This is a genomic window from Streptomyces sp. NBC_00385, from assembly GCF_035917155.1.
Lineage (GTDB): Bacteria > Actinomycetota > Actinomycetes > Streptomycetales > Streptomycetaceae > Streptomyces > Streptomyces poriferorum.
Map to the genome: position 1 here is coordinate 44,449 of NZ_CP107951.1, position 24,285 is coordinate 68,733.

Consider the following 24,285-nt stretch of genomic DNA (forward strand, 5'->3'; position numbering starts at 1 on the left):
GGCGCATCCTCGCCGGCCCATGTCAGGGGACGCTGTCGTCACCCATCGGACACGGCCACCCGCAGCGGCAGCGACTTCAGACCGTTGATGAAGTTCGACACCAGGCGGCGCGGTGGGGCCGCGAGCTCAAGAGGCCCTGCCGGGAGTACGCGGCACGCCTCCTCGTACAACGCGCGCAGCTGCAGGCGCGCGAAGTGCGCGCCCAGGCAGACATGAGGGCCGTCGCCGAACGAGATGTGCGGGTTCGGGGAGCGGGAGAGGTCCAGGGTGAACGGGACCGGGAAGACGCGTTCGTCGTGGTTGGCCGAGGCGTGGAAGACGACCACCTTGTCACCGGCGCGGATGCGTGTGCCCGCGAGGTCCGTGTCCTGTGTGGCGGTGCGGCGGAACGTCAGAACCGGTGGGTGGCGGCGGAGCAGTTCGTCCACGGCTGTGGTGAACGCGGCCTCGCCGTTGCGCAGGCGGTCGAACGCCTCGGGGTGCTCGGCGAGGAGGCTCAGGCCGCCGGGGGCTGCGCTGCGCACCGTGTCGTTGCCCGCCACCACCAGCAGGAAGAAGAACATCTCCAGCTCGGGCGCGGTCAGTTCGGGGTCGGTGGCGAGGGCTGTCATCACGTCGTCGGCAGGGTGCTCGCGCTTGTGTGCCGCCAAGGTGTGCGCGTAGTCGAACATGTCGCGCAGCGACGCCGGGGAGCGCGGGTTGACCGGCTTCCCGTCCGGGCCGAGTGCCGGCGTTCCTGCCTCGTCCGGGTCCTGGTAGCCGATGACGCGCTGGGTCCAGTGGAGAAGGAGCGTGCGATCGGTGTCCGGGACGCCCAGGAGGTCGGTGAGGTTGAGCAGCGCGTAGTCGTCGGTGACCTGGGTGACCAGGTCGCAGGTGCCGTCTCCTGCCCGCGCCTCGGCGACCGCCCGGGTGAGCAGGGCGCGGGCCCGTTCGCGTACGACCGTCTCGAAGCGGTCCATGCGTTTCGGGGTGAAGGCGCGGCTGACGAGCATGCGCAGCCGCCTGTGGTGCGGTGGGTCCTGGTTGAGCATCATCCGGCGGATGAACGGCAGGTCTGCGGGGTCCGGGTCGCGGATCTGGGTGGCGCCCAGATACGAGGAGTACGTCGACGAGTCCTTGAGTACGCGGACGGCGTCCTCGTGCCGGGTGACCGCCCAGAAGCCCGGGCCCGCCGACCAGCCCAGCACTTCGGGCTCTTCCTGCCAGGCGACCGGGTCGTGGTCGCGCAGGTGGCGGTAGCGGTCGTGCGGGATGCCACGCCCGTACTGCCTGGGGTCGAACACGTCCGGCGCGCTCACGCCGTCGCCCCGCCGTCCTCCGCGTCCGCCCGCAGGAAGTCCTCCATCACCCGGATCACGTCGAGCGGCGCCTCGTCCATCGCGTAATGGCCGCACGAAGGCAGCTCCGCCAGCTCGGAGCGCGGGAACCAGCGCATCCAGGTGGCGCGCTGCAGATCGGCGGAGAGGGCCGGGTCCAGCGCCCCCACCACGGCCAGCGCCGGTACGGGCGATCCCTCGATCCGGTCGTGGAAGTCCTCGCCCGCCCAGGAGTCCAGCCACGCCCGGAACGCGTTCGCGTCGCTGCACTCGACCGAGCGGCGCACCATGCGGTCCAGCCAGGCCGCCGGTCGCCGGCCTCCGGTGGTGATGTCGAGGATGGTCCGACGGTTGTCCGGCGTCTGCGCCGCCCCGGCGAACAGCTCCCACTGCTCGGGCGGCAGCGGCAGGCCGGACGCGGGAACCGGTGACACTCCGACGATTCTGCGCACCCGCTGCGGCGCGGCGGCCACCGTCCGCTGGATGACGGAGCCGCCCATCGAGTGGCCGACCAGCGAGAACCGGTCCCAGCCGAGCCGGTCGGCCAGCGTGAGCACGTCCGCGGCGCCCTCGGCCGTCGTGTACGAGCCGTCCGCGTCACTCGCCTCGCCGTAGCCGCGCAGATCCACCACCGCGTACTGGAACGAAGCGGCGTCGAGGTCCGGCAGCACCGGGTCGTACGCGGAGCGGTCGGCGAGCCAGCCGTGCACCGCGATCACCTTGTGCGGGCCGTCGCCGTGCAGGGCATGGGGCAGAACAGACAGTGCGGTCACACCGGCTCCCGTCGCAGTGCGGCGGGGATCTGTCGGTCAACAGCCCGTCCGCCCGCCCACCGTGGCGGTATCCATCGGCCCGCGCAAGGGCACACGCGGAGGCGGTCGTTGCGGCCTCACCCGCGCAGCGGTTTCAGGACCAGGCGATCTCGCCGTGCCGGGAGACGAAGCGTCCGGTGCCGGCGCCGGGCTCTTCCGTGGCGAGGGCGACGATCGCGTCCGTGCCCTCGGTGACGGTCTGCGGGCCGCTGTGACCGTTGAGGTCCGTCGCGGTGTAGCCGGGGTCTGCGGCGTTGACGCGGATGCCCTTGAGCGCCTTGGCGTACTGCGTGGTCAACATCGTCACTGCTGCCTTGGAGGAGGTGTAGAGCGGTGCGATGACGTGCGATTCGGGCCGCTCGGGGTCGTGGGTCAGAGCGAGGGAGCCCGTACCGCTGCTGACGTTCACGATCGCGGGGTCGTCCGAGCGGTGCAGCAGTGGCAGGAACGCGGTGGTGGTTCGGATGACGCCGATGACGTTGACGTCGAGAACGGCGTGGGCGTCGGCGGCGGTGAGGCCGCTGGGATCGCCCGCGGGGCCGTGCACGCCGGCGTTGTTGATCAGGACGTCGATCCTTCCCTCGTGCTCGGCGACGTTCGCGACCGCGGCCGCCACGGACGCGTCGTCGGTCACGTCTATGGGGACGTAGCGTGCACCGAGCGCGGCTGCGGCCTCCGTGCCCTGCTCGCGGTCGCGCGCTCCGACGAGGACGGTGTGGCCGTGCTCGATCAAGCGGCGGGCGGTCTCGCGGCCGAGACCCTTGTTGGCTCCGGTGATGAAAGTGATCGTCATGCGGTCGATGGTCCGCCCGCCGGGGGAAGCGCACCAGGGACGCTTCGACGGTAGGAAGACCTGTACCACCTTCGCGCCCGCACGCACCGCCGGGGATGCGGGATTATGGAGGTCATGTCGACGACACCCGAATCCGGGCTCGGTGCGATGATCCGCACGTGGCGCGACCGGCTGCCCCCGTCGGCCGCCGGGCTGCCGGTGGCCCGTGGGCGGCGGGCCGCCGGACTGCGGCGCGAGGAGCTGGCTGACCTGGCCGGTGTCTCCGTCGACTACATCGTGCGTCTGGAGCAGGGGCGGGCCACGACGCCCTCGGTGTCCGTGGTGGCGTCGCTGGCACGCGCGCTCCAGTTGTCCACCGCCGAACGGGATCACCTGTACCGGCTGAGCCGGCTCGCGCCGCCGGTGGACGGCGCGATCTGCGACCATCTCCCGCCCGGGATGCAGCGGGTTCTCACCCGCCTCGGGGACGTGGCGGTAGCCGTGTTCGCGGCCGACTGGCAACTCGTGTGGTGGAACCGTGGGTGGGCAGCCCTGCTGGGCGACCCCTCAGCCTCGCTGCCGCGGCTGCGTAACTTCGCCCGCGACAGGTTCCCGGTGGGGGCCGGCCCCGCCCACCTCGCGCGATGGCCGGTGACCGAGGCGGACCGTGACGCCACCGATGCCGCCGTCGTCTCCGATCTGCGCCGCGCCACCGGCCGCTTCCCCCGGGACAGCCGCCTGGCCGCGCTGATCCGCGATCTGAACGCGGGCAACCGGAGGTTCGCCGAGCTCTGGGCGACTGGAGCGGTGGCCGCGCACCGCGAGGACCACAAGACGGTCGACCACCCGTCGGTGGGACCGGTCACGGTGGACTGTGACGTCCTGACCGACGGCGATTCCGAACTCAAGATCGTCATCATGACCGCCGTGCCCGGCAGCGCGGACGAGACCAGGCTCCAGCTCACCGCTCTCGCCGGATCACCTGCCACCCCACGCACATGACATGACATGACCTCACCCGACCTGGCCCGGCCTGAGCGCGAACTCCCTCCTCACCCCTGAACCAGCCCCAGATACGGCCCGAACTCCGAAGCCAGCGTCAGCCGTCCCAGCTTCTGGTATTCCCGCTGGATCGCGTGGATCAGCGTCGTCATCGTCACCGCGCCCCCCGTGTCCGCCGCCAGGTACGCCGCCGTCACCGCGATCGAGCGGATGTTGCCGCCCGCCAGCTCGAAGTTCTCGGCGCAGAACGTGAGATCGAGGTCCGTGCCGCGCGGGAGCAGCGGGCCGAGGCAGCGTTCCCAGAGCAGCAGGCGTTGTTCCGGGTCCGGGACCGGGAAGTCGATGACCAGGTCCAGACGGCGGGTGAAGGCGTCGTCGAGGTTGGCGCGGAGGTTGGTGGCGAGGATGGCCAGGCCGTCGAAGGACTCCATGCGTTGGAGGAGGTACGCGCTCTCGACGTTCGCGTAGCGGTCGTGCGCGTCCTTGACGTCCGAGCGCTTGCCGAAGATCGCGTCCGCCTCGTCGAAGAGCAGGACGCCGTTCACTCCCGCCGCCTCGGTGAAGATGCGCTCCAGGTTCTTCTCGGTCTCGCCGACGTACTTGTCGATGACCGTGGCCAGGTCGACGGTGTAGAGGTCCAGGCCGAGGTCGGCCGCGATCACTTCGGCCGACATGGTCTTGCCCGTTCCGGAGTCGCCCGCGAAGAGGGCCGATACACCTCGGCCCCTGCCTCCTCCCGGGCGCATCCCCCACTCCCCCAGCACCCGGTCGCGGTGGCGGGCGCGGGCGGTGAGTTCGCGGAGCTGGGCGTGGGCGTCGGGCGGGAGGACCAGGTCGTGCCAGTTCACCGTGGGTTCGATGCGGCGGGCCAGGCGGTCGAGGCCGGCCGCGTTCTGGGCGCGGGCTCCCTGGCGTACGTGGCCGGGGGTGAGCGTTCCGCCGTCGAGCTGAGCCGTCTGGGCCGCGCTGCGGGCCGCGCCGGTGACCTGTTCCGGAGTGAGGAGGAAGGGGGCGAGCAGGTGGTCCGGGTCGACTGTCGCGGGGAGGGGGGCCGACGTCGCACGGCGGTACGCGTCGCTCCACAGGGCGCCGCGTGCCGACGGCTCCACCCTGGGGGCGTGCAGGAGCAGGGGCGGGACCGTCGACCACGAGGCGTCCCACGGTGCCCGGCCCACGATGACCGTGGGCACGGGCGTCGCCGTGAGGAGCCTCAGCAGGTGCGGGTGTTCGCGGGACAGCGCGTCCAGCGGTGCGCAGACCAGGCCCGCGTCGGTCAGCCGGGCCTCGCGGACCAGGGAACGTACCGCGTCGGCCGGCGCGGGGTCCTGTGCCAGGCGGGCCAGGTCCAGGCCCAGGACGCCACGGCCCGCGAGGGCGAGCGCCGATGCGGCGAGGGCTGTGCCCGCGCCGCCCTGGTCCTCGCTCAGGTAGGCCAGGGGGAGCCCGTCGGCGAGGACCCGGGCCAGGGGGACGGGGTCGCCGACGCCCTCCACCGCGTGCCAGGGCGCCAGGAGATCGGCGAGGCGCGGGTCCCGGGTGTCGTCGCCGAGCAGGTGGGCGGTGACCCGGTCCGGGACGCGCAGTGCCCGGCTCAGGAACGGGCGGTCCAGGTCCTCGGCCAGGAGCAGCCCGGCGTGGCGGAGCGGTGCGCGGGCGGCCAGCCGGCCCCGCGCCACCGCATCGGCGGGTGACAGGCCGCACAGGCCGAGCGCCAGGCCGATGGACGGCCGGCGGCGGGTCACGTCGTCGTTGAGGTAGCCGTAGAACGCCTCGAAGCGTTCGTCCAGATCCGGTACGAGGGCGATGAGCAGGATCTCGATGTCGAGCGCGGTGAGCCCGAAGCCGGCCTCCAGGGAGGCGATACGGGAGTCGCCGTCCGCTGCCGGGGCGGCGTCCGTCCCCATCGGTTCCGGGAAGCCCCGTGCCCCTTCGACGTCCAGCAGCCGAGCGATGTTCTCGTCCGTGAGGTAGAGCCCGCGGAACGCGTCCTCGGGGTCGGGGTCCGTACACCGCCGGGCCTCGACCGCGTGGCGGATGCGCTGCTCCACGCCCACCGCGCGGGCGAGGAGGTGGCGCAGGTTCAGGTCCTCGGCGGGGTGGCCCGGGGATGTCATGCGGTGCTGTCCTCCGTACGGCCGTCCTGGCTGCGCCGGTTCTCGGTGATGCGGAGAGCGAGGCCCCGGCGCGATGCCGTGGGGCCTGGTGCGGTCTCGGGTGCCGGACGTCCCGGGCGGCTTCCGTACACCGGAAGGCCGCCCCGGCCCGGCATCGGATCGCGTGGCGGTTCCGAGGCCGGTGGTACGTCCCCGAAGTGTGCCCGGAGACCTTCCTCCCCCACCGGCGGGCCCGCCGTGTACGTCGGCGAGGCGGTCACGGGGACGCTGACCACCAGGTCCAGCGAGGGCTTCAGCTCACCGCCCAGGGCGCTCCACACGTCCGCGAACGAACGGTCCTCCGGCGGTGGGAGCGCGATCGACATCGGTACGGCGGCCCCGATCCCGGCGAGGGTCCCGGCCAGGCGTTCCGGGGGCAGGGCCTCGTACGCCAGCAGGCAGGCGAGCAGGGAGGACAGCAGTCGGTGTTCGTCCTCCGGGCGCTTCGTCCATGCCGTGATCAGGTAGGACAGTTTGAAGTAGCGGGGCGGGCGGCGTCGCGCGACGACGGTCCCGCGCTCGTCGTACTCGTTGTGGAGTCCGCGCTCCCGTCGTCGCATGTCCTCGCGGATGTCGTAGAGGTAGAGGTTGACCATCGGAGCGTTCACCTTGGCCGCCCATTCCCGGGTCGGTGCGTCGAAGACGACTGCGATCTGGCCGCCTTCGAGCACCTCCGCCCGGATCAGGGAGCGCAGTACGTCGTCCACCTCGTGGATCATCCGCTGGTCACCCCTCTCACGTCCGGCCCTTGAAGTCGGGGGGCTGCAGGTTGCGCTGGACCACGAGGACCGGCTTCTCCAGCCGGGGAAGGCGGCGGATCGCAGCCCGGAGGACGCGTGGGCCGAGGGTGTCCTTGCGGAGCACCAGCATCTGCACCTCGAACGTGCCGTCGCGGCCCACCCTCACCCCGGACCGGTCGGCCGTAATGCCCAGGTTCCACGTGAGGTTCACGGTCTCGCCGGGCGGGTAGTCCTTGCCGCGGGCCAGTACGGGCTGCCCCGGCCTGGCGACCTGCGGGGTCACGGTGAGGGAGGGCTTCAGTACGCGCAGCCGGTCCGTGTCCCGGTTGTCGGCCGTGCTGCGGTCCGGGACGGTGCCGCGCACCGTGGCCCGTACGTCTCCGGTGATCGCCGTCCGGTACGTCGCCGTCTGCGTCACCTCGATCCGGCCGCCCGCGGGAATGGTGCAGGGCTTGGCCGCCGTGCAGCGGGTGAGGATCTGCAGGCTCCGGTCCTTGCCTTCTTCCGGGGCCGGCCAGCTCGCGCCGATGACGACTCCTCCTGCCGTGTCCGGGCCGGCGTTGGTGACGGTGAAGCGGGCGCGGGCCGGGCGAGTGACGTACGTACGGTCCGGGCTGACGTCGGCCTTGACGGCGATCTCCGACGAGGGCGGCACCGGTCCCGGTGGCGACGGGGGGTCGGGCTGCGGCGGGGGCTGCAGCACCTCGAACCGTGCGGTGTCCGTGCCGGTGTTGCCCGCCGCGTCCGTGGCCGAGCAGGTGACCGTGGTCGTTCCGACGGGAAAGAAGGAACCGGACGCGGGGGTGCAGGTCGCGGGCAGCGTGCCGTCCTGGGCGTCGGTCGCCGTCACCCGGTAGCGAATCCGTGCTCCGTCGTCGTTGTCGGGCCAGGCGATCCGGTCGTCCACCGTGACGACGGGGGCGGCGATGTCGTTGACGTCGATGCTGATCTGCTGCTGGAAGTCGGGATCGGCCGCCGCGGCGGGCCCGATCGTGTCCGTCCCCGGTGCCTGGGTGCCGAGCAGGAACTGCACGGTGCAGGTGAGGGTGGTGCCCTGTGGAGCGTCGGCCGACACGTCGACGGTCTCCGCGAAGTGGGCGGTCTCGCCGCTGGTCAGCTGTCGGGTGGGTGGGTCGAGGGTGACGGTGAGGTGGGGGTCGCAGTTGTCGAGCCGGTAGCCGACGGAGGTGGGCAGGTTGTCGAATCCGTCCATGATGGCCTGGGCGACCGCGTCGGGCTGGATCTCCTCCAGCAGACGCCCCTGCGTCGCCTCGATGATGCGTGTCGCCTGCCCCGGTGTGGTCGGCGGGTCCTCGACGTAATTCGGGTCACCCGCGTCCCCGTTGCCGTTCAGGCCGTCGCCGATCGGGCTGTCCAGGTCGATGCCGATCACGCGGACGCCCTTGTCCTGAAGGGCGAAGATCGTGTCGTCGATGGTGTGGCCGTTGCTGGGCGCGTGGCTGGAGGCGTCCCCGATCAGCACGACGACCGGGTTGGCCCCCTCGCGGAAGACCGTCTTGCCACCGGCCCCGCCGGCGATCTGCCAGAGCCCGTTGATCCAGTCCTCGGAGGGTCCGCGACTGCCGCCCCCCATGTCCGCCTCCAGTGCGTCGACGCCGTCCTGGACCTTTCCGACGTCATCCGTCAGCTCCTGCAGCACCTTGAACCCGGCGCCCGGATCGACTTCCTGGTCGCCGAACGTGGCGACGGCGAAATGCGTGTCGGGCTGCTCGTTCAGGATCTTCTCGGAAATGGCGGGAAAGTTTTCCTGAACCTGCTGAATGGGTACGGGCATGCTCATCGTGCCGTCCACCAGCAGCACCACATCCGGCATCGGCGGAATGGCCGGTGTACGCACTGCCTTGTCCACCCCCGTCGAACCTCCCGGGTCGAGCGCCTCGTGCAGGCTCGCCGGAGTCACCCAGGGTTCGGGCGGCACCGGTACGGCCGTGGCCACGCCCGTACCGGCCGAGGCGGGCGCGAGACCGGCGGCCAGCAACATCAGTACGAGCGCCACGGAACGCCGCGCACCGGCATGTCCGCCCGCCCGTCTCGTCCGCCCGGTCGCCCGCACCGAATCACTCCCCCGCACCCGTACCTCCCACCGAAAGAACAGCGCCGACACCGTCCCGCAGGTGCCCGGATATCGCAGCGGGAGGCGAGTCACTTCCCCGGGAAGCCGGCGCTGCCCTTTGGGGCAGGCCCGCGGAACAGCGCACCCTGCCCCCACCGGGGCCCGGGCAGGGAAGGGCCGGCCGAAGACCGTGGGAGGGGGCCGGCCGAGTCCTCAGATCAGCCCTTGCCGCAAGGCGTACGCCACCGCGTGGGACCGGTTCCGCAGCTGGAGGCGGGTCATCACGGAATGCAGGACGTTCTTGATCGTGCGTTCGGAGTAGGCGAGTTTCGTGGCGATGTCCGCGGTGTCGTATCCCTCGGCCACCAGCCGCAGCACGTCCACCTCGCGTGCCGCGAGTCCGGTGAAGTGCAGTCCGCGCGGCCCGAGCACCTGACCCTGGAGCCGCCCCACCTCCGCGAGGAGCCTGCCGAGCAGGTCGGAGGGCAGGTGGCCCTCGCCCCGCGCCACCGTCTCGATGACGTGCACCAGGTGTTCGGGCGTCGACTGCGCCCGCCTGATCACCCCGACGACCCCGCACTCCGCCGCACTCACCAGCTTCTGTTCGTCGATCTCCGTGGTGACCAGCACGGTGCGCGAGTCGCTGGTGCGCTGCACGTGGCGCAGCGTCGTGAGCACGTCCTCGTCCACCGTGTCCACGACCATGACGACGACTTGGGGGGCGGAGTCGTCCTCGCCCCATTCCACCACGTTGACCTCGGGACGGGTCCTCAGCTGGCTGGCCACTCCGGCCTGCGAGATCGGATCCTGGGCCCGTAACGCGACCGTGGTGCGTTCCATGCGTTCCATGCCGATGCTCCCCCTTGGGCAACAGCTGGAAGGCCACAACAAGCACACGCCTCGCAGCCGTATTTGTCCGCCCCATTGGTCATGAGGCGGTCAGAAGATGCCCTTGTTTACTGAAAAGAAAACTAAAAGGGTGTCAGGGGCATGGGATCTGCCCGAAAGTGTTCCTTCGAGGCCAATGTCCGACGGCGTCGACGACTCTACGGTCCGCCATATGAGTCTCACGGCAAGTCTCGACGCATCGTCCGTCAGCGCCGCACCGGGCGAGGAGACGGCTGTTCCCCTACAGGTCCGGAACTCCGGCGCCACGGTCGAGGAGTACCGCTTCGAGGTGGTCGGTGCGTGCGCCGCATGGTCGGCGGTGGAGCCTGCGGTGCTGTCGCTGTATCCGGGCGACACCCGGACCGTCTCGCTCATGCTGCGCCCGCCCCGGGACGCGACCGTACCGGCCGGCGAGACACCCTTCGGGATCCGGGTGGTGCCCACCGGTGAGCAGGGCGAGACGGTCGTGCCGGAAGGCCGGGTGACGGTGCTGCCGTTCACGGCCACGACGGCCGAGCTGGTCCCGCGCAGCTCGCACGGCTCCCGCCGCGGACGGCACCAGCTCGCTGTCGACAACCGGGGCAACACGCCGGTCACCGTCCGGCTGGGCGCGCAGCCGGGGACCGAGCTCGCCCGCGTCGCGTTCGACGTGGCAGAACTCCAGGTGGCGCCCGGGCACGCGGAGTTCGGCAGGCTGCGGGTCAGGCCCGCGAAGCGGATGTGGCGCGGCACGCCGTTGACGCATCCCTTCCAGGTCTTCGCCGCCACCCAGGTGGCCGAGGGCGAGGAGCCGGTGGCTCCGGTGCTCGTGGACGGTTCCTACCAGCAGGAGCCCCTGCTGCCGCGCTGGCTGCCCCGGGCGCTCGTCACAGCCGCCGTCCTGCTGATCGCCCTGGCCGGGATCTGGTACGCGCTGCTGCGTCCGGCCGTGAAGTCCGCGGCGCGGGAGGCGGTCACACCCGAGGCGGTACGTTCCGCAGCCGCCGCCGACAAGAGCAAGGCACCGGACGGCGGCGATACGGCGGGGGCGGGCGCCGACGGCGGGGCCGGTGACACCGCCGGGGCGGACGCGGGCGCCGGCGCCTCGACGCCCACGCCGAGCCCGTCCGCGGAGGCGGAGGCCGGTGCGGGGACGGGGACGGACGACGGGACGGCCACTCCGACGAGCGCGCAGGTCCGCGTCAGGGACTCGGTGGGCGGCGGGACGAATGCCGCGACCGCCCTCCAGGTGCCGAAGGGCCACACCTTCCAGCTGACCGACATCGTCGTGCAGAACCCGCAGGGTGACGCCGGAACCGTCGTCATCTCGGCCGGCACGAACTCGAGTGTGCTGAGTCTCGGGCTGGAGAACTTCCGTGACTCCGACTACCACTTCGTGACGCCGATCCTCGTCCCGGCGGGCGGCAAGGTCACCATGACGATCGACTGCCGCAAGGTCGGCAAGCCGGTGGGCGCCCGCACGCCCGCACGGTGCTCGGAGTCGCTGTTCCTGGGGGGCACGATGCGGGCCGACTCCGCGGGCTGACGGGGGTGCGGGGTCCGTCCTCCATCGCCGGACGGCCCCCGCCCGTCCCCACCCACCGGGCGCGGGCGAACGCGCTCAGGCCGGTGGCGCCTCTTCCTCCTCCTCGGGGCCCTTCTCCTCCGCCCGCTGGACGAACGAGCCCTGCACATCGGCCGGCTGCTCGTCCTCGTCCTCCGTGGCGGCCCGCTGCACGGCCGGGGCGGCCGACGGCGGGACCGGGGCGGCGGCCGGAGCGGGATCCGAAAGGACCCGGTCCGCGTTGGTGACGGCCTCCCGCTCGAAGCGGTCCGAGGGGTCGCTGACCCGGATGCCTCCGGGGGCCTCCGTGCCCTCCACCGGACCGCTGCGCTGCTGGATCACATGGGTCAGCTCGTGGGCCAGCGTCGTCCGGCCCTGCGGTGAGGACGGGTCGTACGCGTCGCGCTGGAAGACCACGTTGTTGCCCACGGTGTAGGCGTGCGCGCCGACGCCCTTCGCCGACTCGTGGGCGGAGGAGTCGTTGTGGATGCGCACGTCGGAGAAGTCCGCTCCCATCCGGGCCTCGAGATCCGTGCGCGTCTCGGTGTCCAGTGGGGCGCCGCCGCCCGAGGAGACGACGTCGTGGACCGGCGACCGCGGCTCCTCCTCGGACTGTTCCGGCATTCCGGCCCTGGAGCGCTGAAGCACGGGGCCGAGCGCGGCGTTGCCGACGCTCCGCTGGAGCACGCCCATGCCGGCCGCTCCGAGCACGTCCGCCCGGCCGGTGGCCGCCGCCCGGAAGACGTGGTGGGTGTCCGCCCGGGTGCCGCGGGCGTCCGGGACCGCGGGGGCCTCGCCGTGCAGGTGCTCGTGGTCGTGCCCGCTCTCCCGCGCCGGACCGTGGTGGTCCTGTTCGTCCTGCTGGCTGTGGTCCTGTGCGTTCATCGCCGTCTCCCTGACCCGCACCGTCGTGGGCGCGCGCACCACGCCCTCCTGCCGGTCTTCCACGTTCACGGCCGGGCCCCTGCCCCGTCCAGCCCGCCCCTGACGGGCCAGGGGCATCCGGCCCTGCCTCTTGGGGCAGCCGGGCGGTACGAACGGGCCCCCTGCCCGCACGTCAGGACCGCGGTCCATTCCCTCGGGGGAATGGACCTGAATCCTCCGGCACCGGTACAACGGGCCCGTGGACTTCCCCCGCGCGTTACGCGACCGCCGCACTCGTCTCCGTCTCAGCCAGCTCGACCTGGCGCTGCGCGCGGGCACGACTCAGCGCCACCTCAGTTTCATCGAATCCGGCAGGTCCGCTCCCGGCCGGACCATGGTCGTGCGTCTGGCCGAGTCGCTGGAGCTGGAGCTGCGCGAGCGCAACGAACTGCTGCTGGCCGCCGGGTACGCGCCCGCCTACCCGGAGAGTTCGCTCAACGGTCCGGAACTGGCCCCTGTGCGGGCCGCGATCGACCGCATTCTGCGCGGCCATCTGCCCTGTCCCGCCATCGTCGTGGACCGGGCCGGTGACCTGATCGCCGCGAACTCCGCCTTCGGTCTGATCACGGAGGGCGCGGCTCCCGAACTGGTCGGCCCCGGCCGCAACGTCTACCGACTCGCCCTTCACCCCGACGGGGTGGCTCCCCGTATCCGCAACCTCGCGGAGTGGGCGCGTCACATCCTGGCCGGCCTCGGTCACCTGGGGGACCTGCGTGACGAACTCTCCGGGTATGTTCCCGGTCTGGAGCCGTCCGCCGGGCAGCTCGGATTCGCGGTTCCTCTCCATCTGTGTTCGCCGTTCGGCGATTTGCGCCTGATGACGACGGTGACGACGTTCGCCACCGCCATCGACGTGACACTCGCCGAGCTGAGACTCGAGGCGTTCCTGCCGGCCGACCAGGAGACGGCGGAGGCCCTCTCGGCGGCGGCCCGGCCGACCGGACCGGTGGCGGATCAGGCCCCCGGGAACATGTAGTCGGCCTTGATCCGGCCGTGTTCGTCGAGTACCAGGATCTCCAGACCGCCACCGACCACTTCGCCGGTGCCGGTGGACACCGTCTCCCAGGAGAACTTGACCATGTCGTGCAGACGCATGGCGTCGTTCCCCGAACGGAAGTTGAGACCCGCCTCCTTGACGAACTGTTCGTGACTTCGCGCCACTCGGGTCTCGAACGCGTCGAACCCCTGGGCCTGCAAGGTGGAGCGGTCGAAGCCCAGTCCTGCGGCCACCTCTCGCATCTCCACGGGTGGTTGAAGGAAATGGATGCCGTCCTCCGCCCACAGCTGCTCGATGGCCGCGCGGCGTCCGGCTGCATCCGGCACCACCCACAGGGCGATGTACCGGTTGGCCAGGTCCTGAGGGTCGGTCTCGGTCACGTCGTACTCCTTACCCGGTGGATCGCTTCGGACGAGATCCTGCGCCGGGCACGGCGCAGCGGCACTTCCCTGCCGGGAATGGGCGGTTGCGAGCAGCCTGGCGTGCGGTGCGACCCCGGGGGCGGGGCCGCACCGCACGAGGTCACGCGTCGGCGGCGATCACGTCACCATCCGGTCAGGCCTTGCCCTTGGTGACGACCCACTTGCCGTCGGCCCAGTTGCCGACGGTCTCGTAGCCGGAGCGGAAGGAGCCGAGCCAGTTCAGCGTCAGGCCCGCCTCGGCGGTGGACGTGACGGGGGTGTAGCTGCCCGCCTCGTCGTCCGGGCCCCCGGTGGTGTTCTCGGCGACGTACGGGAAGGGGTAGACGGGGCGGGTGGCCGTGACCTTCCCGGTGCTGTCGGCCGACGTCGTCATCAGGCTGTCGGGGGCGTCGCCCTTCGTGACCCAGTCGACGACGGCGGTCAGCGCGTCGAAGTCGTCCGGGCCCTGGCCGCCGCCGCAGTGCGCGACGCCCGGGAGGAGGAACAGCCGGGCGAAGCCCGCCGTCGCCGCCGTGCCGCCCATGGCCTTCTGCACGGCCTTGTAGTACGCCATGGTGCCGACGGCCGGGATGTGCTGGTCGCCGAGCCCGTGCCAGAGGATCAGCTTGCCTCCGGTCGCCTTGAACGCCTTGAGGTCCGGGTCGGTGGCGTCGTACATGCCCTCGTTGGGCCGGACGATCTTCTTGTAATAGGCCTCGGTGAACTCGATGTCCTGGTAGGTCAGGGTGGGTTGCGGACTGTCGAAGACCTGGTAGCGGAGGGTTTCCCTGACGAAGTTGATGTCTCCGGTGGTCCCGGTGGCCTCGGCCGGCACGATGACGCCGGCCCAGTTGAGTTCGGAGCCGCGGAGTTGGTAGCCGGGGTACAGCAGCTTGCCGTGCCGGTCGGTGGGGCCCGAGTAGATCCGGTGGAGTGTGGTGACCTGGTCGGCGGTCAGGCAGAAGTCCCCAGGTGTGGAGGTCCGGCCTGCCCGGCATGTGAGGGTGGCCGGATCCCAGGTACAGCCCAGCGGGTCCGCGATGATTCCGTCGGTGGCGGCACAGCCCTTGAGGACCGCCTCGTGCAGCGGCGTCAGATCGGCGGTGGTGAGCGTGGCGGGGCCGCCGTCGAGGAACACGGACTGGGCCGTCCAGGCGTGCGAGAAGGTGTTGAGGGCGGTGAAGTTGTTGGCGGGGGCTCCGGCGATGATGCCGTCGAAGTCGTCCGGGTACCGCTGCGCTTCGGTCAGCGCCTGGTGGCCGCCCTGCGAGCAGCCGTCGAAGTAGGAGTGGGCGGCGGCCCGCCCGTAGTACTTCTTGATGACGGCCTTGGCCGCCTGCGCGAGCTGGTGGTCGGACTTGTATCCGAAGTCGGCGCGCAGGGTGGGGTCGGTGGAGAAGAGCCCGCCACCCTGGGAGTGCCCTTCGTCGCTGGAGGCGACGGCGAAGGCTCCGTCGGTCAACGGCACACAGCCGGCGGCGGCGGGGGCGCTGCCCGTGTTCACGCTTCCGCAGAGGCCGCCGCAGCCGACCTGGAGGTAGTTGGACTGCCAGCCGCTCTCGGGCAGCCGGAGTTCGAAGTGGATCTGCGGGGCGATGACACCTTTGACGTAGCAGGCCGCCCAGTTCCCGAGCGTGTTGTTGCCGGCGGCCAGCTCCGTCGCGGAGCTGATCTCGAAGGGCACGCCCGGCACGTCGGCTGCCAGGTCGAGTGAGGCGATGCCGGAACAGGGCAGGGCGGGTGCGGTACCGGAGGACGCGCCGGTTACGGCCGGTGCCGGAGCGGCGGCCGGGGCGTTGCCGGTCGTGCCGTCGGCCGACGCCATGCCCGTCCCGCCGACAAGGGCGAGGACGGCGGCGAGGGTGGCCAGTACGGCAGGCGTTTTCCTTCGGAACCAGCGTGAGGGCAGGGGCATACCCGGACTCCGTTCGGTCGCGGCCCGGGCCTGTGCCCGTAAGCCGTCCAGTGGGTACGTGCGGGAAGGGTGCCGGGAGGGTGCGGACACGCCTTGACGCGTGGGACGCCGCCGGCCGTCCGGCTCCCCGGCGGCGCTACGGCGAGGAACGTAGTCCCGCCCGGATCTTCGCGCAAGACTTGGCAACGAGATTGTTGACAATCCTGTTGGCGTAAGTTTACGTTCGACAGGCACTCACTCAGGGAGGGCATTGATGCCGAAGGAAGCGCGTCCCAGTTCCGGAGAGCAGGCCAAGCAGCACGCGCTCGGGGAGCTGAGGCAGGCGATTCTGCGCGGGGAGATGGCACCGGCCCAACGGCTGGTGGAGGACGAACTCGCCGAGCAGTTCGGTGTCACCCGGGCCAGCATCCGGGCGGCACTTCTCGAGCTGGCATCCGAAGGGCTGGTCGAGCGGATCCGTAACCGCGGATCACGCGTCCGCGTGGTGACCAAGGAGGAGGCGGTCGCCATCACCGAGTGCCGGATGGTCCTCGAAGGACTCTGCGCCGCCAAGGTGGCCGCGGGGGCCACCGAGGAGCAGCTGGCCGAGCTGGCGGAGACGGGCGCGGCCATGGCCAAGGCCGTGGCCGACGGCGAGCCGATGACCTACTCCGAGCTCAACCACCGACTGCACGCGCTGATCCGGGAGTTCTCCGGCCAGCGGACGGCTGTCGGACTGCTGGAGCGGCTGAACGGCCAACTCGTGCGCCATCAGTTCCAGTTGGCACTGAGGCCGGGCCGTCCGCAGAAGTCCCTGAGTGAGCACCTGGCCGTGATCGACGCGATCACGTCCAGGGACCCGCAGGCGGCGGAAGCAGCCGTCCGCGCCCACCTCGGCAGCGTGATCGACGCCTTGCGCGACGACTGACGCGACTCGGGGCGGGAGCACACCTGTCACCAAGGAGAGTTCGCAATGACGCACGGCAAGGTGCCCGCCACCCCACGATCGACGCTGGTGATCACCGCGCACGCCGGGGACTTCGTATGGCGGGCGGGCGGCGCCATAGCCCTCGCCGCCTCCCGCGGCGAGAAGGTGACCATCGCGTGCCTGACCTTCGGTGAGCGGGGCGAGTCCGCCAAGGCGTGGCGCGAGGGCAAGAAGCTGGCGGAGATCAAGGCGATCCGCCGCGGGGAGGCCGAGCGCGCCGCGGCGGCGCTCGGCGCCGGCATCGTCTTCTTCGACGCCGGCGACTACCCGCTGCCCGTCACCCCGGAGCTCACCGACCGGCTGGTGGCCGTCTACCGCGAGGCGCAGCCGGACGTGGTCCTCACCCATCCCCTCACCGACCCGTACAACGGGGACCACCCGGCGGCCGCCCGCATGGCGCTGGACGCGCGGGTCCTGGCCCAGGCGATCGGCTACCCGGCCGACGGCGAGATCATCGGGGCTCCCCCGGTGTTCTTCTTCGAACCGCACCAGCCGGAGATGTGCGGGTTCGTGCCCGAGGTTCTGCTGGACATCACCGAGGTCTGGGAGACCAAGCGCAAGGCCATGGAGTGCCTGGGCGCGCAGCAGCACCTGTGGGAGTACTACACGGATCTCGGCAAGCGGCGCGGTGTCCAGCTCAAGCGGAACGCCGGGCCCAACCTCGGACTTCCGCACGCCACTTGGGCCGAGGCGTACATGCGCCCCTACCCGCAGGTCACCGGGGAGCTGGCATGAGCGGCGTCATCGTCACCCGTCCCCCGAAGGCGTCCGCCGAGGACGTGAGGGCCCTGGCCGGCTACGGCGTGGCCACCGTGCACGAGGCACTCGGCCGTACCGGCCTCCTGGGCTCCCACCTGCGCCCGATCCAGCAGGACGTACGTGTGGCCGGCACCGCGGTCACGGTGCTCAGCTGGCCCGGCGACAACCTCATGATCCATGCGGCCGTCGAGCAGTGCGGCGAGGGCGACCTCCTCGTCGTCACCACCACCTCGCCCTCCACCGACGGAATGTTCGGCGAGCTGTTCGCCACCGCGCTGCGGTACCGGGGCGTGCGCGGTCTGGTCACCAACGCCGGGGTGCGCGACACCTCCGAGCTGCGCGCGATGGGCTTCCCCGTCTGGTCGGCCGCGGTCTGCGCCCAGGGGACGGTCAAGGCGACCGGCGGATCGGTCAATGTGCCGGTCGCGATCGGCGGCCGGATCATCCGTCCCGGTGACGTGATCCTCGCCGACGACGACGGTGTCATGTGCGTGCCGCGCGAACGGGCCTCGGATGCCGTCGAGTTGTCGCAGGCGCGCACGGCGAAGGAGGAGGCCACGCGCGCCGCGTTCACCGAGGGACAACTGGGTCTTGACCGGTACGGGCTGCGCGAGACGCTGGTACGCCTCGGTGTCCGGTACCAGCCGTACGACGAGTACGCCGCGGACACCTCCGGGCCGGAGCGGTGACCGCGCCCGCCGGGGTGCGCTGCCTGCTCCTGCGCGGCGGCACCTCCAAGGGGGCCTACTTCCTCGCGGCGGACCTGCCTGCCGAACCGGACCTGCGTGACGCCCTGTTGCTGCGGATCATGGGCAGTCCGGACACCCGCCAGATCGACGGCCTGGGCGGGGCGCACCCTCTCACCAGCAAGGTGGCGGTGGTGCGTCCGTCAGCCGGCCCCGACACCGACGTCGACTATCTCTTCCTCCAGGTCGGAGTCGGTACACCGGAGGTGTCGGACCGTCAGAACTGTGGGAACCTCCTCGCGGGGGTCGGCCCCTTCGCCGTCGAACGCGGTCTCGTCACCCCCGGCCGGGCGGAGACCTCGGTGCGGATCCGCATGCTCAACACGGGGGATCTCGCCACCGCGACATTCCCCACTCCGGACGGACGGATCTCCTACGAAGGTGCGGCCGAGATCTCCGGGGTGCCGGGTACCGCCGCACCGGTGGTGATCGGGTTCCCGCCGGGCGGCGGTCCGCTGCTGCCCACGGGAAGCGCCCGGGACACACTGGCCGGCACCCCGGTGACCTGCGTGGACAACGGCATGCCGACCGTCCTGGTCGCCGCCTCCGCACTGGGCCTGACCGGCTACGAGAGTCCCGAGGAACTGGAAGCGGACCCGGCTCTGGCGGGCCGGATCCGCGAAATCCGCCTCGCAGCAGGGCCGTTGATGGGGCTCGGCGACGTCACTGACGCGACCGTGCCCAAGATCAGCCTGCTGGCACCGCCGCGGTACGGCGGCGCGGTGTCGACGCGCACGTTCATCCCGGTGCGCTGCCACACGTCCATCGGGGTGCTGGGCGCCGCGAGCGTGGCCGCCGGGCTGCGCGTCGCCGGCGGCGTCGGGGAGAGCGTGGCGCGGCTGCCCGCCCACGGGGACCGGCTGCGCATAGAGCATCCCACCGGGTTCCTCGACATCGAGTCGGCCGTCGAGCGGGGCGCGGGTGGTGCCCTGCCGCGGGCCGGCCGCACCGCTGTCGTACGTACCGCGCGAAAGATCTTCGACGGCACGGTCTTCCCCCGTCCCGTCTGACCCGCACCCCACACGTTCCTTCCCTCTCCCGCACTTCCAGGAGTTGCAGATGACCCCGCCTCTCGGCGACATCGCCCACCTCGGCCATGTCGAACTGCTCACCCCCGACCTGGACGCCAGCGTCCGCTTCTTCACCGAGTTCCTCGGCCTGACGGAGAACGGCCGTTCCGGCGACTCCGTGTACCTGCGGACCTGGGACGACTACGAGCACCACAGCCTGACGCTCACCGCCCACTCCGTCCCCGGGATCCGCCGCACGGCTCTCCGTGCCTCCAGCGCCGACGCGCTCCGGCGCCGGATCGAGGCCGTCGAGGCGGCCGGCCGGCCGGGCCGCTGGGTCGAGGACGAACCGGGCATCGGTCCGCTGTACGTCACCACCGACCCGGACGGCCACGAACTGGCCCTGTACTGGGAGAGCGAGTGGTACGAGGCGCCGGACGGACTGCGGCCGGGGCTCAAGAACCAGCCCCAGGCCAAACCGGGCCGCGGCGTGGGCGTACGCCGGCTGGACCACGTCAACTTCCTGGGCGCGGACGTCGCGGCCAACGGCGACTTCCACCGCGAGGTTCTCGGCGCCCGCCCCACCGAGCAGATCAGGCTCGACAGCGGCCGGATCGCGGCCCAGTGGCTGACGTTCACCAACAAGTCGTACGACATCGTCTACACCGAGGACTGGACCGGGTCGAGCGGCCGGCTGCACCACATCGCGTTCGCCGCGGACACCCGCGAGGACATCCTGCGCGCCGCCGATCTCGCCCTGGACACCGGCGTGTTCATCGAGACGGGTCCGCACAAGCACGCCATCCAGCAGACGTTCTTCCTGTACGTCTACGAGCCGGGCGGCAACCGCGTCGAGCTGTGCAACCCGCTCACCCGCCTCGTGCTGGCCCCCGACTGGCCTCTGATCACCTGGACCGAGGCCGAGCGCGCCAAGGGACAGGCCTGGGGACTGCGGACCATCGAGTCGTTCCACACCCACGGAACGCCGCCGGTCGGCTGACGTCCGGCGCCTCGTTCGGCCCCGGTCCGGCAGCGCGCCCGGACCGGGGCCACATTGTTTCTAAGATTGTCAACAAAAGCGTTGACATGCCCTTCCGGTGTTTCTACCGTCAAGGCCATCACCGCGAGCGCGCATCTCGCCTCGCGCCGGGTCGGCGGCTCGAGCCGCGCCGACCGCCCCTTCTTCCCAACCTCCAGGGACTCTCCTCCCGGACGAGAGGAAACAACGATGTCCTCCTCGCTCGCCCCGGCCGCCCGCGGCAGCGCAATGGCCATGCTGGTCATCGCGCTGTGCTGGCTGGTCGTGCTCTTCGACGGCCTCGACATGTTCATCTACGGCTCGGTGCTGCCCCACATGCTGGAGCAGCACGCGCTGGGGCTCGAACCGTCCATGGCCGGCGACCTCGGCAGTTACGCCACGTTCGGGATGCTGATCGGCGCCCTCTCCTCGGGCACGCTCACCGACCTCATCGGGCGCAAAAAGATGATCATGTCCTGCACCGCGCTGTTCTCCCTGGCCTCGGCCCTCTGCGCGGCAGCCTCCACGGTCACCGTGTTCGGCCTGGGCCGGACGCTCGCCGGGCTCGGCCTCGGCGGTCTGCTGCCGACCGCGATCACCATGGTCTCGGACTACGCCCCGCGCGCCCGCGGCGCCTTCGTCATCGGCACGCTGATGACCGCCCACCACGCCGGTGGCATCCTCTCCGCGTACGTGGCCCTGTGGATCGTGGAGCCCCTCGGCTGGCGTGCGGCCTTCTGGGTCTGCGTGGTCCCGCTCGTCATCGCGGTGCCGCTCGTCGCCCGGTACATGCCGGAGTCGCTGAGCTTCCTCGTCGCCAAGGGACGCACCACCGAGGCGCATGATCTCGCGGCGCGCTACGACGTGGAGATACCGGCGACGAAGGACCCACAGGCCGCCGGCGACCGCTGGTACGCCCTCGCCCAGCTGTTCCGGGGCAGGGAATGGATCCAGACCCTGATGTTCTGGCTGGCCTCCTTCGGCGGACTGCTGCTCGTCTACGGAGTCGCCACCTGGCTGCCCACCATGATGCGCAACGAGGGCTACGAACTCGGCTCCTCACTGAACTTCGTCGTCGTCTTCAACCTCGGCGGAATCGTGGGGATGCTCGTCGCCGGCCGCTGCGCCGACCGCTTCGGCGCGGCACGCATCTCCGCGATCTGGTTCGTACTGACCGCCGTCGGCGTCTATCTGCTGAGCGTCCACATGCCGCTCGGACTGACCTTCACGGTCGTCTTCGTCACCGGCCTGTTCCTGAACAGCGCCCAGACGATGATCTACGCGACCGTGGCCGGTTACTCCACCTCCGCCAACCGCGCCACGGCTGTGGGCTGGACCTCCGGAATGGGCCGCTTCGGCGCCGTGTTCGGGCCCTGGCTGGGCGGTCAGCTGCTCGCCAACGGAGCCGCGGACTGGGGCTTCACCGCCTTCGCCCTTTCCGCCGTGTTCTCCACGGTCTTCATCACCCTGGCCGGTCTGCGCATGGCACGGCGGAACCCGGAGCAGCCCGCGGCGCGTTCGGTGACGGCTACGGCCTGAGCGGGCACACGGCGCGCAGGGGTGCCGGTGGGCCGATGAGTGGAGACATCTCATCGGCCCACCGGCGCGCGCACGCACGGGAACCACTCTCGCACGCCACATGCTCGCTAATGCTCGAAACTCGGTGACGGTGAACAACTCTTGACATGTCACCGTCGTTCCCGCGAGAGTCGTCCCCGCCAGTGATGCCGGTCGCGTAACGAGGAGCGTTGTCGCATGCCTGAAATCCCTGAAGTCTCACGCCGTTTGGTCCTGGGAGGAACGCTGGCCACCGGAGCGCTCGCCGTCGGGCTCGGATCGGCCGCGTCCGCGTCGGCCGCTCCCGGTTCCGCCGCCGCCTCCCTGCTCACCGAGAGCGCCGCGCCCCGCCGGGCAGCGGGTCAGAAGTCCATGGTCAACGTCCCCTTCGAGCCCTACGAGACCGTGCGCGTCGGGGTGATCGGGCTCGGCAACCGGGGCTCCGGGATGACCACGGGCTGGTCCGTGATCCCCGGCTGTGTGGTCACCGCGGTCTGCGACATCCGCGCCGACCGCGCCAAGCGCACCGCCGACGGGCTCGTCACGGCCGGAAAGCCGCGCCCCCGGGAGTTCGGCGGCTCCGACGGCAGTTACGCCGAGATGCTCAAGCGCGACGACATCGATCTCGTCTACATCGCCACGCCCTGGGAGTTCCACTACGAGCAGGGCAAGGCCGCGCTCCTGGCCGGCAAGCACGTGATCGTCGAGCTTCCCATCGCGACCGAGCTCGACGAGCTCTGGGACCTCGTGAACACCTCGGAGCGCACCCGCAAGAACCTCATGCTGTCCGAGAACTGCAGCTACGGCCGCAATGAGCTGGCCATGCTCAAGATGGGCCACGAGGGGGTGTTCGGCGAGCTCACCAACGGTCACGGCGGCTACCTCCACGACCTGCGCGCGCTGCTGTTCTCCGACACCTACTACACCGATGCCTGGCGTCGGCTGTGGCACACGCGCTCCACCGCCTCCTTCTACCCCATGCACGGACTGGCTCCCATCGCCGCCGCCATGGACATCAACCGCGGCGACCGGATGACGACGCTGTCGGCCACCGCGACGGCGCCGAAGGGACTCGCCGACTACCGCGAGCGCTTCATGCCGAAGTCCCACCCGTCCTGGAACGAGACGTACATCAACGGCGACCTGGTCACCTGTCAGATCCGGACGGCGAACGGCCGGACGATCCGGGCCGAGCACGCCGTGAGCGCACCCCGTCCGTACAGCCGGATCAACTCGCTGGTCGGCAGCCGGGGCATCTTCGAGGACTACGCGGGCACTTCGACGACCGACGCCCGCGTCTACTTCGAGCCGGACCACAGCGGCGACACCTGGCGCGACTTCGAGACGTACCGCAAGGAGTTCGACCACTGGCTCTGGAAGGAGCTCGGTGACGAGGCCGAGAACGGCGGTCACGGCGGCATGGACTACGTCCTGCAGTGGCGCACGGTCCAGCTGATGCGGGCCGGTCTCGTCCCCGACATCGACGTGTACGACTCCGCCTCGTGGTGCGCGGCGGTTCCGCTGAGCGTCAAGTCCCTCGCTGCCCAAGGGCGTCCGGTGGAGATTCCGGACTTCACCCGTGGCTCGTGGGTCAACCTGCGCATGGGGCTCGACTCGCGCACCACCGAGATGCCCCCCGTCGCCCCATGACCTCCCCCTCCAAGGAGCACGCCATGAGAACGGCCCGACTGATCAACCCGCTCAGAGCCGTCGTGGCGGCAGCGGTCCTGTTCGTTCCCGCGCAGGCCGCCTCCGCCGCGCCCGCGCCGCCGGCCGCGGCCGCCGAGTCGCAGACCGAGGTGACCGTCTCTCCCGTCGACCTCGACGGGCCGGTCATCTCGACGGTGAAGGTCACGGTCAAGAACTCCGCGCCGCAGCGCCTTCGTTCGCTCAAGGTGTCGTTCGCCGGGCCGGTCGGATGGGCGGTCCAGCCGTCCGTGCAGAGCGTGTCCGGCTCCTTCGCGACGGGTACCTCGGCCACCGCCACGTTCCACATCCAGGTGCCGGAGAAGCGGTCAGGATTCGTGATCCGTACGTTCACGGCGACGGCCACCTACCAGGGCGGCGACGGCCTCGGAATGGCCACGGGCATCCGGACCGACCGCTCCGGCTCACCGCAGGCGAACCTCGCCGCGGCGTACAACGGTGTGGCGATCACCGACGAGTCCGCCACGACGGCAGGGAACTACGACGGTGAGGGCAACAGCTTCTCGGCGCAGAAGCTCGCGGCGGCCGGTCTGACCCCCGGAGCGAAGGTCGACGCACTGGGCGCAACCCTGACCTGGCCGGACGTGCCGGCCGGCACGAAGGACAACGTGGCGAGTGCCGGGCAGGCCGTCTCCCTGGCCGGCCAGGGGTCGAAGCTGGTGTTCCTCGGCTCGGGCGTCGGGAGCGGCGCCACCGGAAAGGCCACCGTCTACTACACCGACGGAACGTCCACCACGGGCTCGTTCGGCTTCCCCAACTGGTCGTTCGACCCGGTCGACGCCCACGGCGCGACCCTGGTCACGTCGACGGACGGCCGCAACCGGCCCGACGGGTACGGCAACGCCACGGTGAAGTACAGCGTGTTCGCCCACTCCATCGCGCTGGACCCGTCCAGGACGGTCGAGTTCGTGGTCCTGCCCGCCAACGGGAACGTTCACCTCTTCGCCATGGCGATCGCTCCCTGAGCCTCTTCCGCGAACG

Annotated in this window: 21 protein-coding genes; 11 read left to right on the top strand and 10 right to left on the bottom strand. The window is 71.1% G+C overall.

What is annotated here, in order from left to right:
- Positions 1–38: 38 nt before the first annotated feature.
- The 3 genes from OG959_RS00195 to OG959_RS00205 all read right to left on the bottom strand — a co-directional run bounded on the left by OG959_RS00195 (position 39) and on the right by OG959_RS00205 (position 2,924).
- Positions 39–1,301: a cytochrome P450 gene (locus tag OG959_RS00195; protein WP_326655831.1), complete on the bottom strand. Its 1,263-nt coding sequence runs from the start codon at positions 1,299–1,301 to the stop codon at positions 39–41.
- Positions 1,298–2,092, bottom strand: coding sequence for an alpha/beta fold hydrolase (locus OG959_RS00200; protein ID WP_326655832.1), 795 nt, complete (start codon positions 2,090–2,092; stop codon positions 1,298–1,300). The genes OG959_RS00195 and OG959_RS00200 overlap by 4 nt, the downstream gene beginning before the upstream one ends.
- A 133-nt stretch (positions 2,093–2,225) precedes the next feature.
- On the bottom strand, positions 2,226–2,924 hold the full coding sequence (locus OG959_RS00205) for an SDR family NAD(P)-dependent oxidoreductase (RefSeq protein ID WP_326655833.1): 699 nt from the start codon (positions 2,922–2,924) through the stop codon (positions 2,226–2,228).
- Positions 2,925–3,038: 114 nt separating this feature from the next.
- Here OG959_RS00205 and OG959_RS00210 point away from each other — a divergent pair, with 114 nt between their 5' ends.
- Positions 3,039–3,905 carry a helix-turn-helix domain-containing protein gene (locus tag OG959_RS00210; RefSeq protein WP_326655834.1) on the top strand — a complete coding sequence of 289 codons (867 nt, stop codon included), beginning with the start codon at positions 3,039–3,041 and terminating at the stop codon, positions 3,903–3,905.
- Between the two features lie 50 nt (positions 3,906–3,955).
- Here the strand turns inward: OG959_RS00210 and OG959_RS00215 are convergent, their stop codons facing one another.
- From OG959_RS00215 to OG959_RS00230, 4 genes are all read right to left on the bottom strand, one after another.
- A complete protein-coding gene (locus OG959_RS00215; RefSeq protein WP_326655835.1) occupies positions 3,956–6,019 on the bottom strand; it encodes an ATP-binding protein in 2,064 nt (687 codons plus the stop codon).
- Positions 6,016–6,777, bottom strand: a complete 762-nt coding sequence (locus OG959_RS00220) for a DUF4255 domain-containing protein (RefSeq protein ID WP_326655836.1) — start codon at positions 6,775–6,777, stop codon at positions 6,016–6,018. Before OG959_RS00220 ends, OG959_RS00215 begins: the two co-directional genes overlap by 4 nt.
- Before the next feature lie 16 nt (positions 6,778–6,793).
- A complete protein-coding gene (locus tag OG959_RS00225) occupies positions 6,794–8,815 on the bottom strand; it encodes an HYR domain-containing protein (RefSeq protein ID WP_326655838.1) in 2,022 nt (673 codons plus the stop codon).
- Between the two features lie 270 nt (positions 8,816–9,085).
- Positions 9,086–9,712, bottom strand: a complete 627-nt coding sequence (locus OG959_RS00230) for a response regulator transcription factor (RefSeq protein ID WP_326666136.1) — start codon at positions 9,710–9,712, stop codon at positions 9,086–9,088.
- A 220-nt stretch (positions 9,713–9,932) separates the two neighbouring features.
- Between OG959_RS00230 and OG959_RS00235 the strand changes: the two genes are divergently transcribed.
- On the top strand, positions 9,933–11,285 hold the full coding sequence (locus OG959_RS00235; protein WP_326655839.1) for a COG1470 family protein: 1,353 nt from the start codon (positions 9,933–9,935) through the stop codon (positions 11,283–11,285).
- Between the two features lie 75 nt (positions 11,286–11,360).
- Here the strand turns inward: OG959_RS00235 and OG959_RS00240 are convergent, their stop codons facing one another.
- On the bottom strand, positions 11,361–12,188 hold the full coding sequence (locus OG959_RS00240) for an eCIS core domain-containing protein (protein ID WP_326666138.1): 828 nt from the start codon (positions 12,186–12,188) through the stop codon (positions 11,361–11,363).
- A gap of 238 nt (positions 12,189–12,426) precedes the next feature.
- On the opposite strand from OG959_RS00240, the gene OG959_RS00245 reads away from it, so the two are divergent.
- Positions 12,427–13,203 (top strand): helix-turn-helix domain-containing protein, encoded by a 777-nt coding sequence (locus OG959_RS00245; protein ID WP_326655841.1) that lies wholly within the window; start codon positions 12,427–12,429, stop codon positions 13,201–13,203.
- Here the strand turns inward: OG959_RS00245 and OG959_RS00250 are convergent.
- Positions 13,182–13,604 carry a hypothetical protein gene (locus OG959_RS00250; RefSeq protein ID WP_326655843.1) on the bottom strand — a complete coding sequence of 141 codons (423 nt, stop codon included), beginning with the start codon at positions 13,602–13,604 and terminating at the stop codon, positions 13,182–13,184. The genes OG959_RS00245 and OG959_RS00250 overlap by 22 nt on opposite strands.
- A gap of 175 nt (positions 13,605–13,779) precedes the next feature.
- Entirely contained in the window at positions 13,780–15,540 is a 1,761-nt protein-coding gene (locus OG959_RS00255; protein ID WP_326655844.1) for a tannase/feruloyl esterase family alpha/beta hydrolase, read from the bottom strand.
- A gap of 253 nt (positions 15,541–15,793) precedes the next feature.
- Here OG959_RS00255 and OG959_RS00260 point away from each other — a divergent pair, with 253 nt between their 5' ends.
- The 8 genes from OG959_RS00260 to OG959_RS00295 all read left to right on the top strand — a co-directional run bounded on the left by OG959_RS00260 (position 15,794) and on the right by OG959_RS00295 (position 24,269).
- On the top strand, positions 15,794–16,447 hold the full coding sequence (locus OG959_RS00260; RefSeq protein WP_326655845.1) for a GntR family transcriptional regulator: 654 nt from the start codon (positions 15,794–15,796) through the stop codon (positions 16,445–16,447).
- Positions 16,448–16,492: 45 nt separating this feature from the next.
- A complete protein-coding gene (locus OG959_RS00265; protein WP_326655846.1) occupies positions 16,493–17,242 on the top strand; it encodes a PIG-L deacetylase family protein in 750 nt (249 codons plus the stop codon).
- Positions 17,239–17,955, top strand: a complete 717-nt coding sequence (locus OG959_RS00270) for a 4-carboxy-4-hydroxy-2-oxoadipate aldolase/oxaloacetate decarboxylase (RefSeq protein ID WP_326655847.1) — start codon at positions 17,239–17,241, stop codon at positions 17,953–17,955. The genes OG959_RS00265 and OG959_RS00270 overlap by 4 nt, the downstream gene beginning before the upstream one ends.
- On the top strand, positions 17,952–19,022 hold the full coding sequence (locus OG959_RS00275) for a 4-oxalomesaconate tautomerase (protein WP_326655848.1): 1,071 nt from the start codon (positions 17,952–17,954) through the stop codon (positions 19,020–19,022). The genes OG959_RS00270 and OG959_RS00275 overlap by 4 nt, the downstream gene beginning before the upstream one ends.
- Before the next feature lie 49 nt (positions 19,023–19,071).
- Positions 19,072–20,022, top strand: a complete 951-nt coding sequence (locus tag OG959_RS00280; RefSeq protein ID WP_326655849.1) for a catechol 2,3-dioxygenase — start codon at positions 19,072–19,074, stop codon at positions 20,020–20,022.
- A 228-nt stretch (positions 20,023–20,250) separates the two neighbouring features.
- Positions 20,251–21,579, top strand: a complete 1,329-nt coding sequence (locus tag OG959_RS00285; protein WP_326655851.1) for an MFS transporter — start codon at positions 20,251–20,253, stop codon at positions 21,577–21,579.
- 216 nt (positions 21,580–21,795) lie between these two features.
- Positions 21,796–23,247, top strand: a complete 1,452-nt coding sequence (locus tag OG959_RS00290) for a Gfo/Idh/MocA family protein (RefSeq protein ID WP_326655853.1) — start codon at positions 21,796–21,798, stop codon at positions 23,245–23,247.
- A 23-nt stretch (positions 23,248–23,270) separates the two neighbouring features.
- Positions 23,271–24,269, top strand: coding sequence for an NEW3 domain-containing protein (locus tag OG959_RS00295; RefSeq protein WP_326655854.1), 999 nt, complete (start codon positions 23,271–23,273; stop codon positions 24,267–24,269).
- The last annotated feature ends 16 nt before the right edge of the window (positions 24,270–24,285 follow it).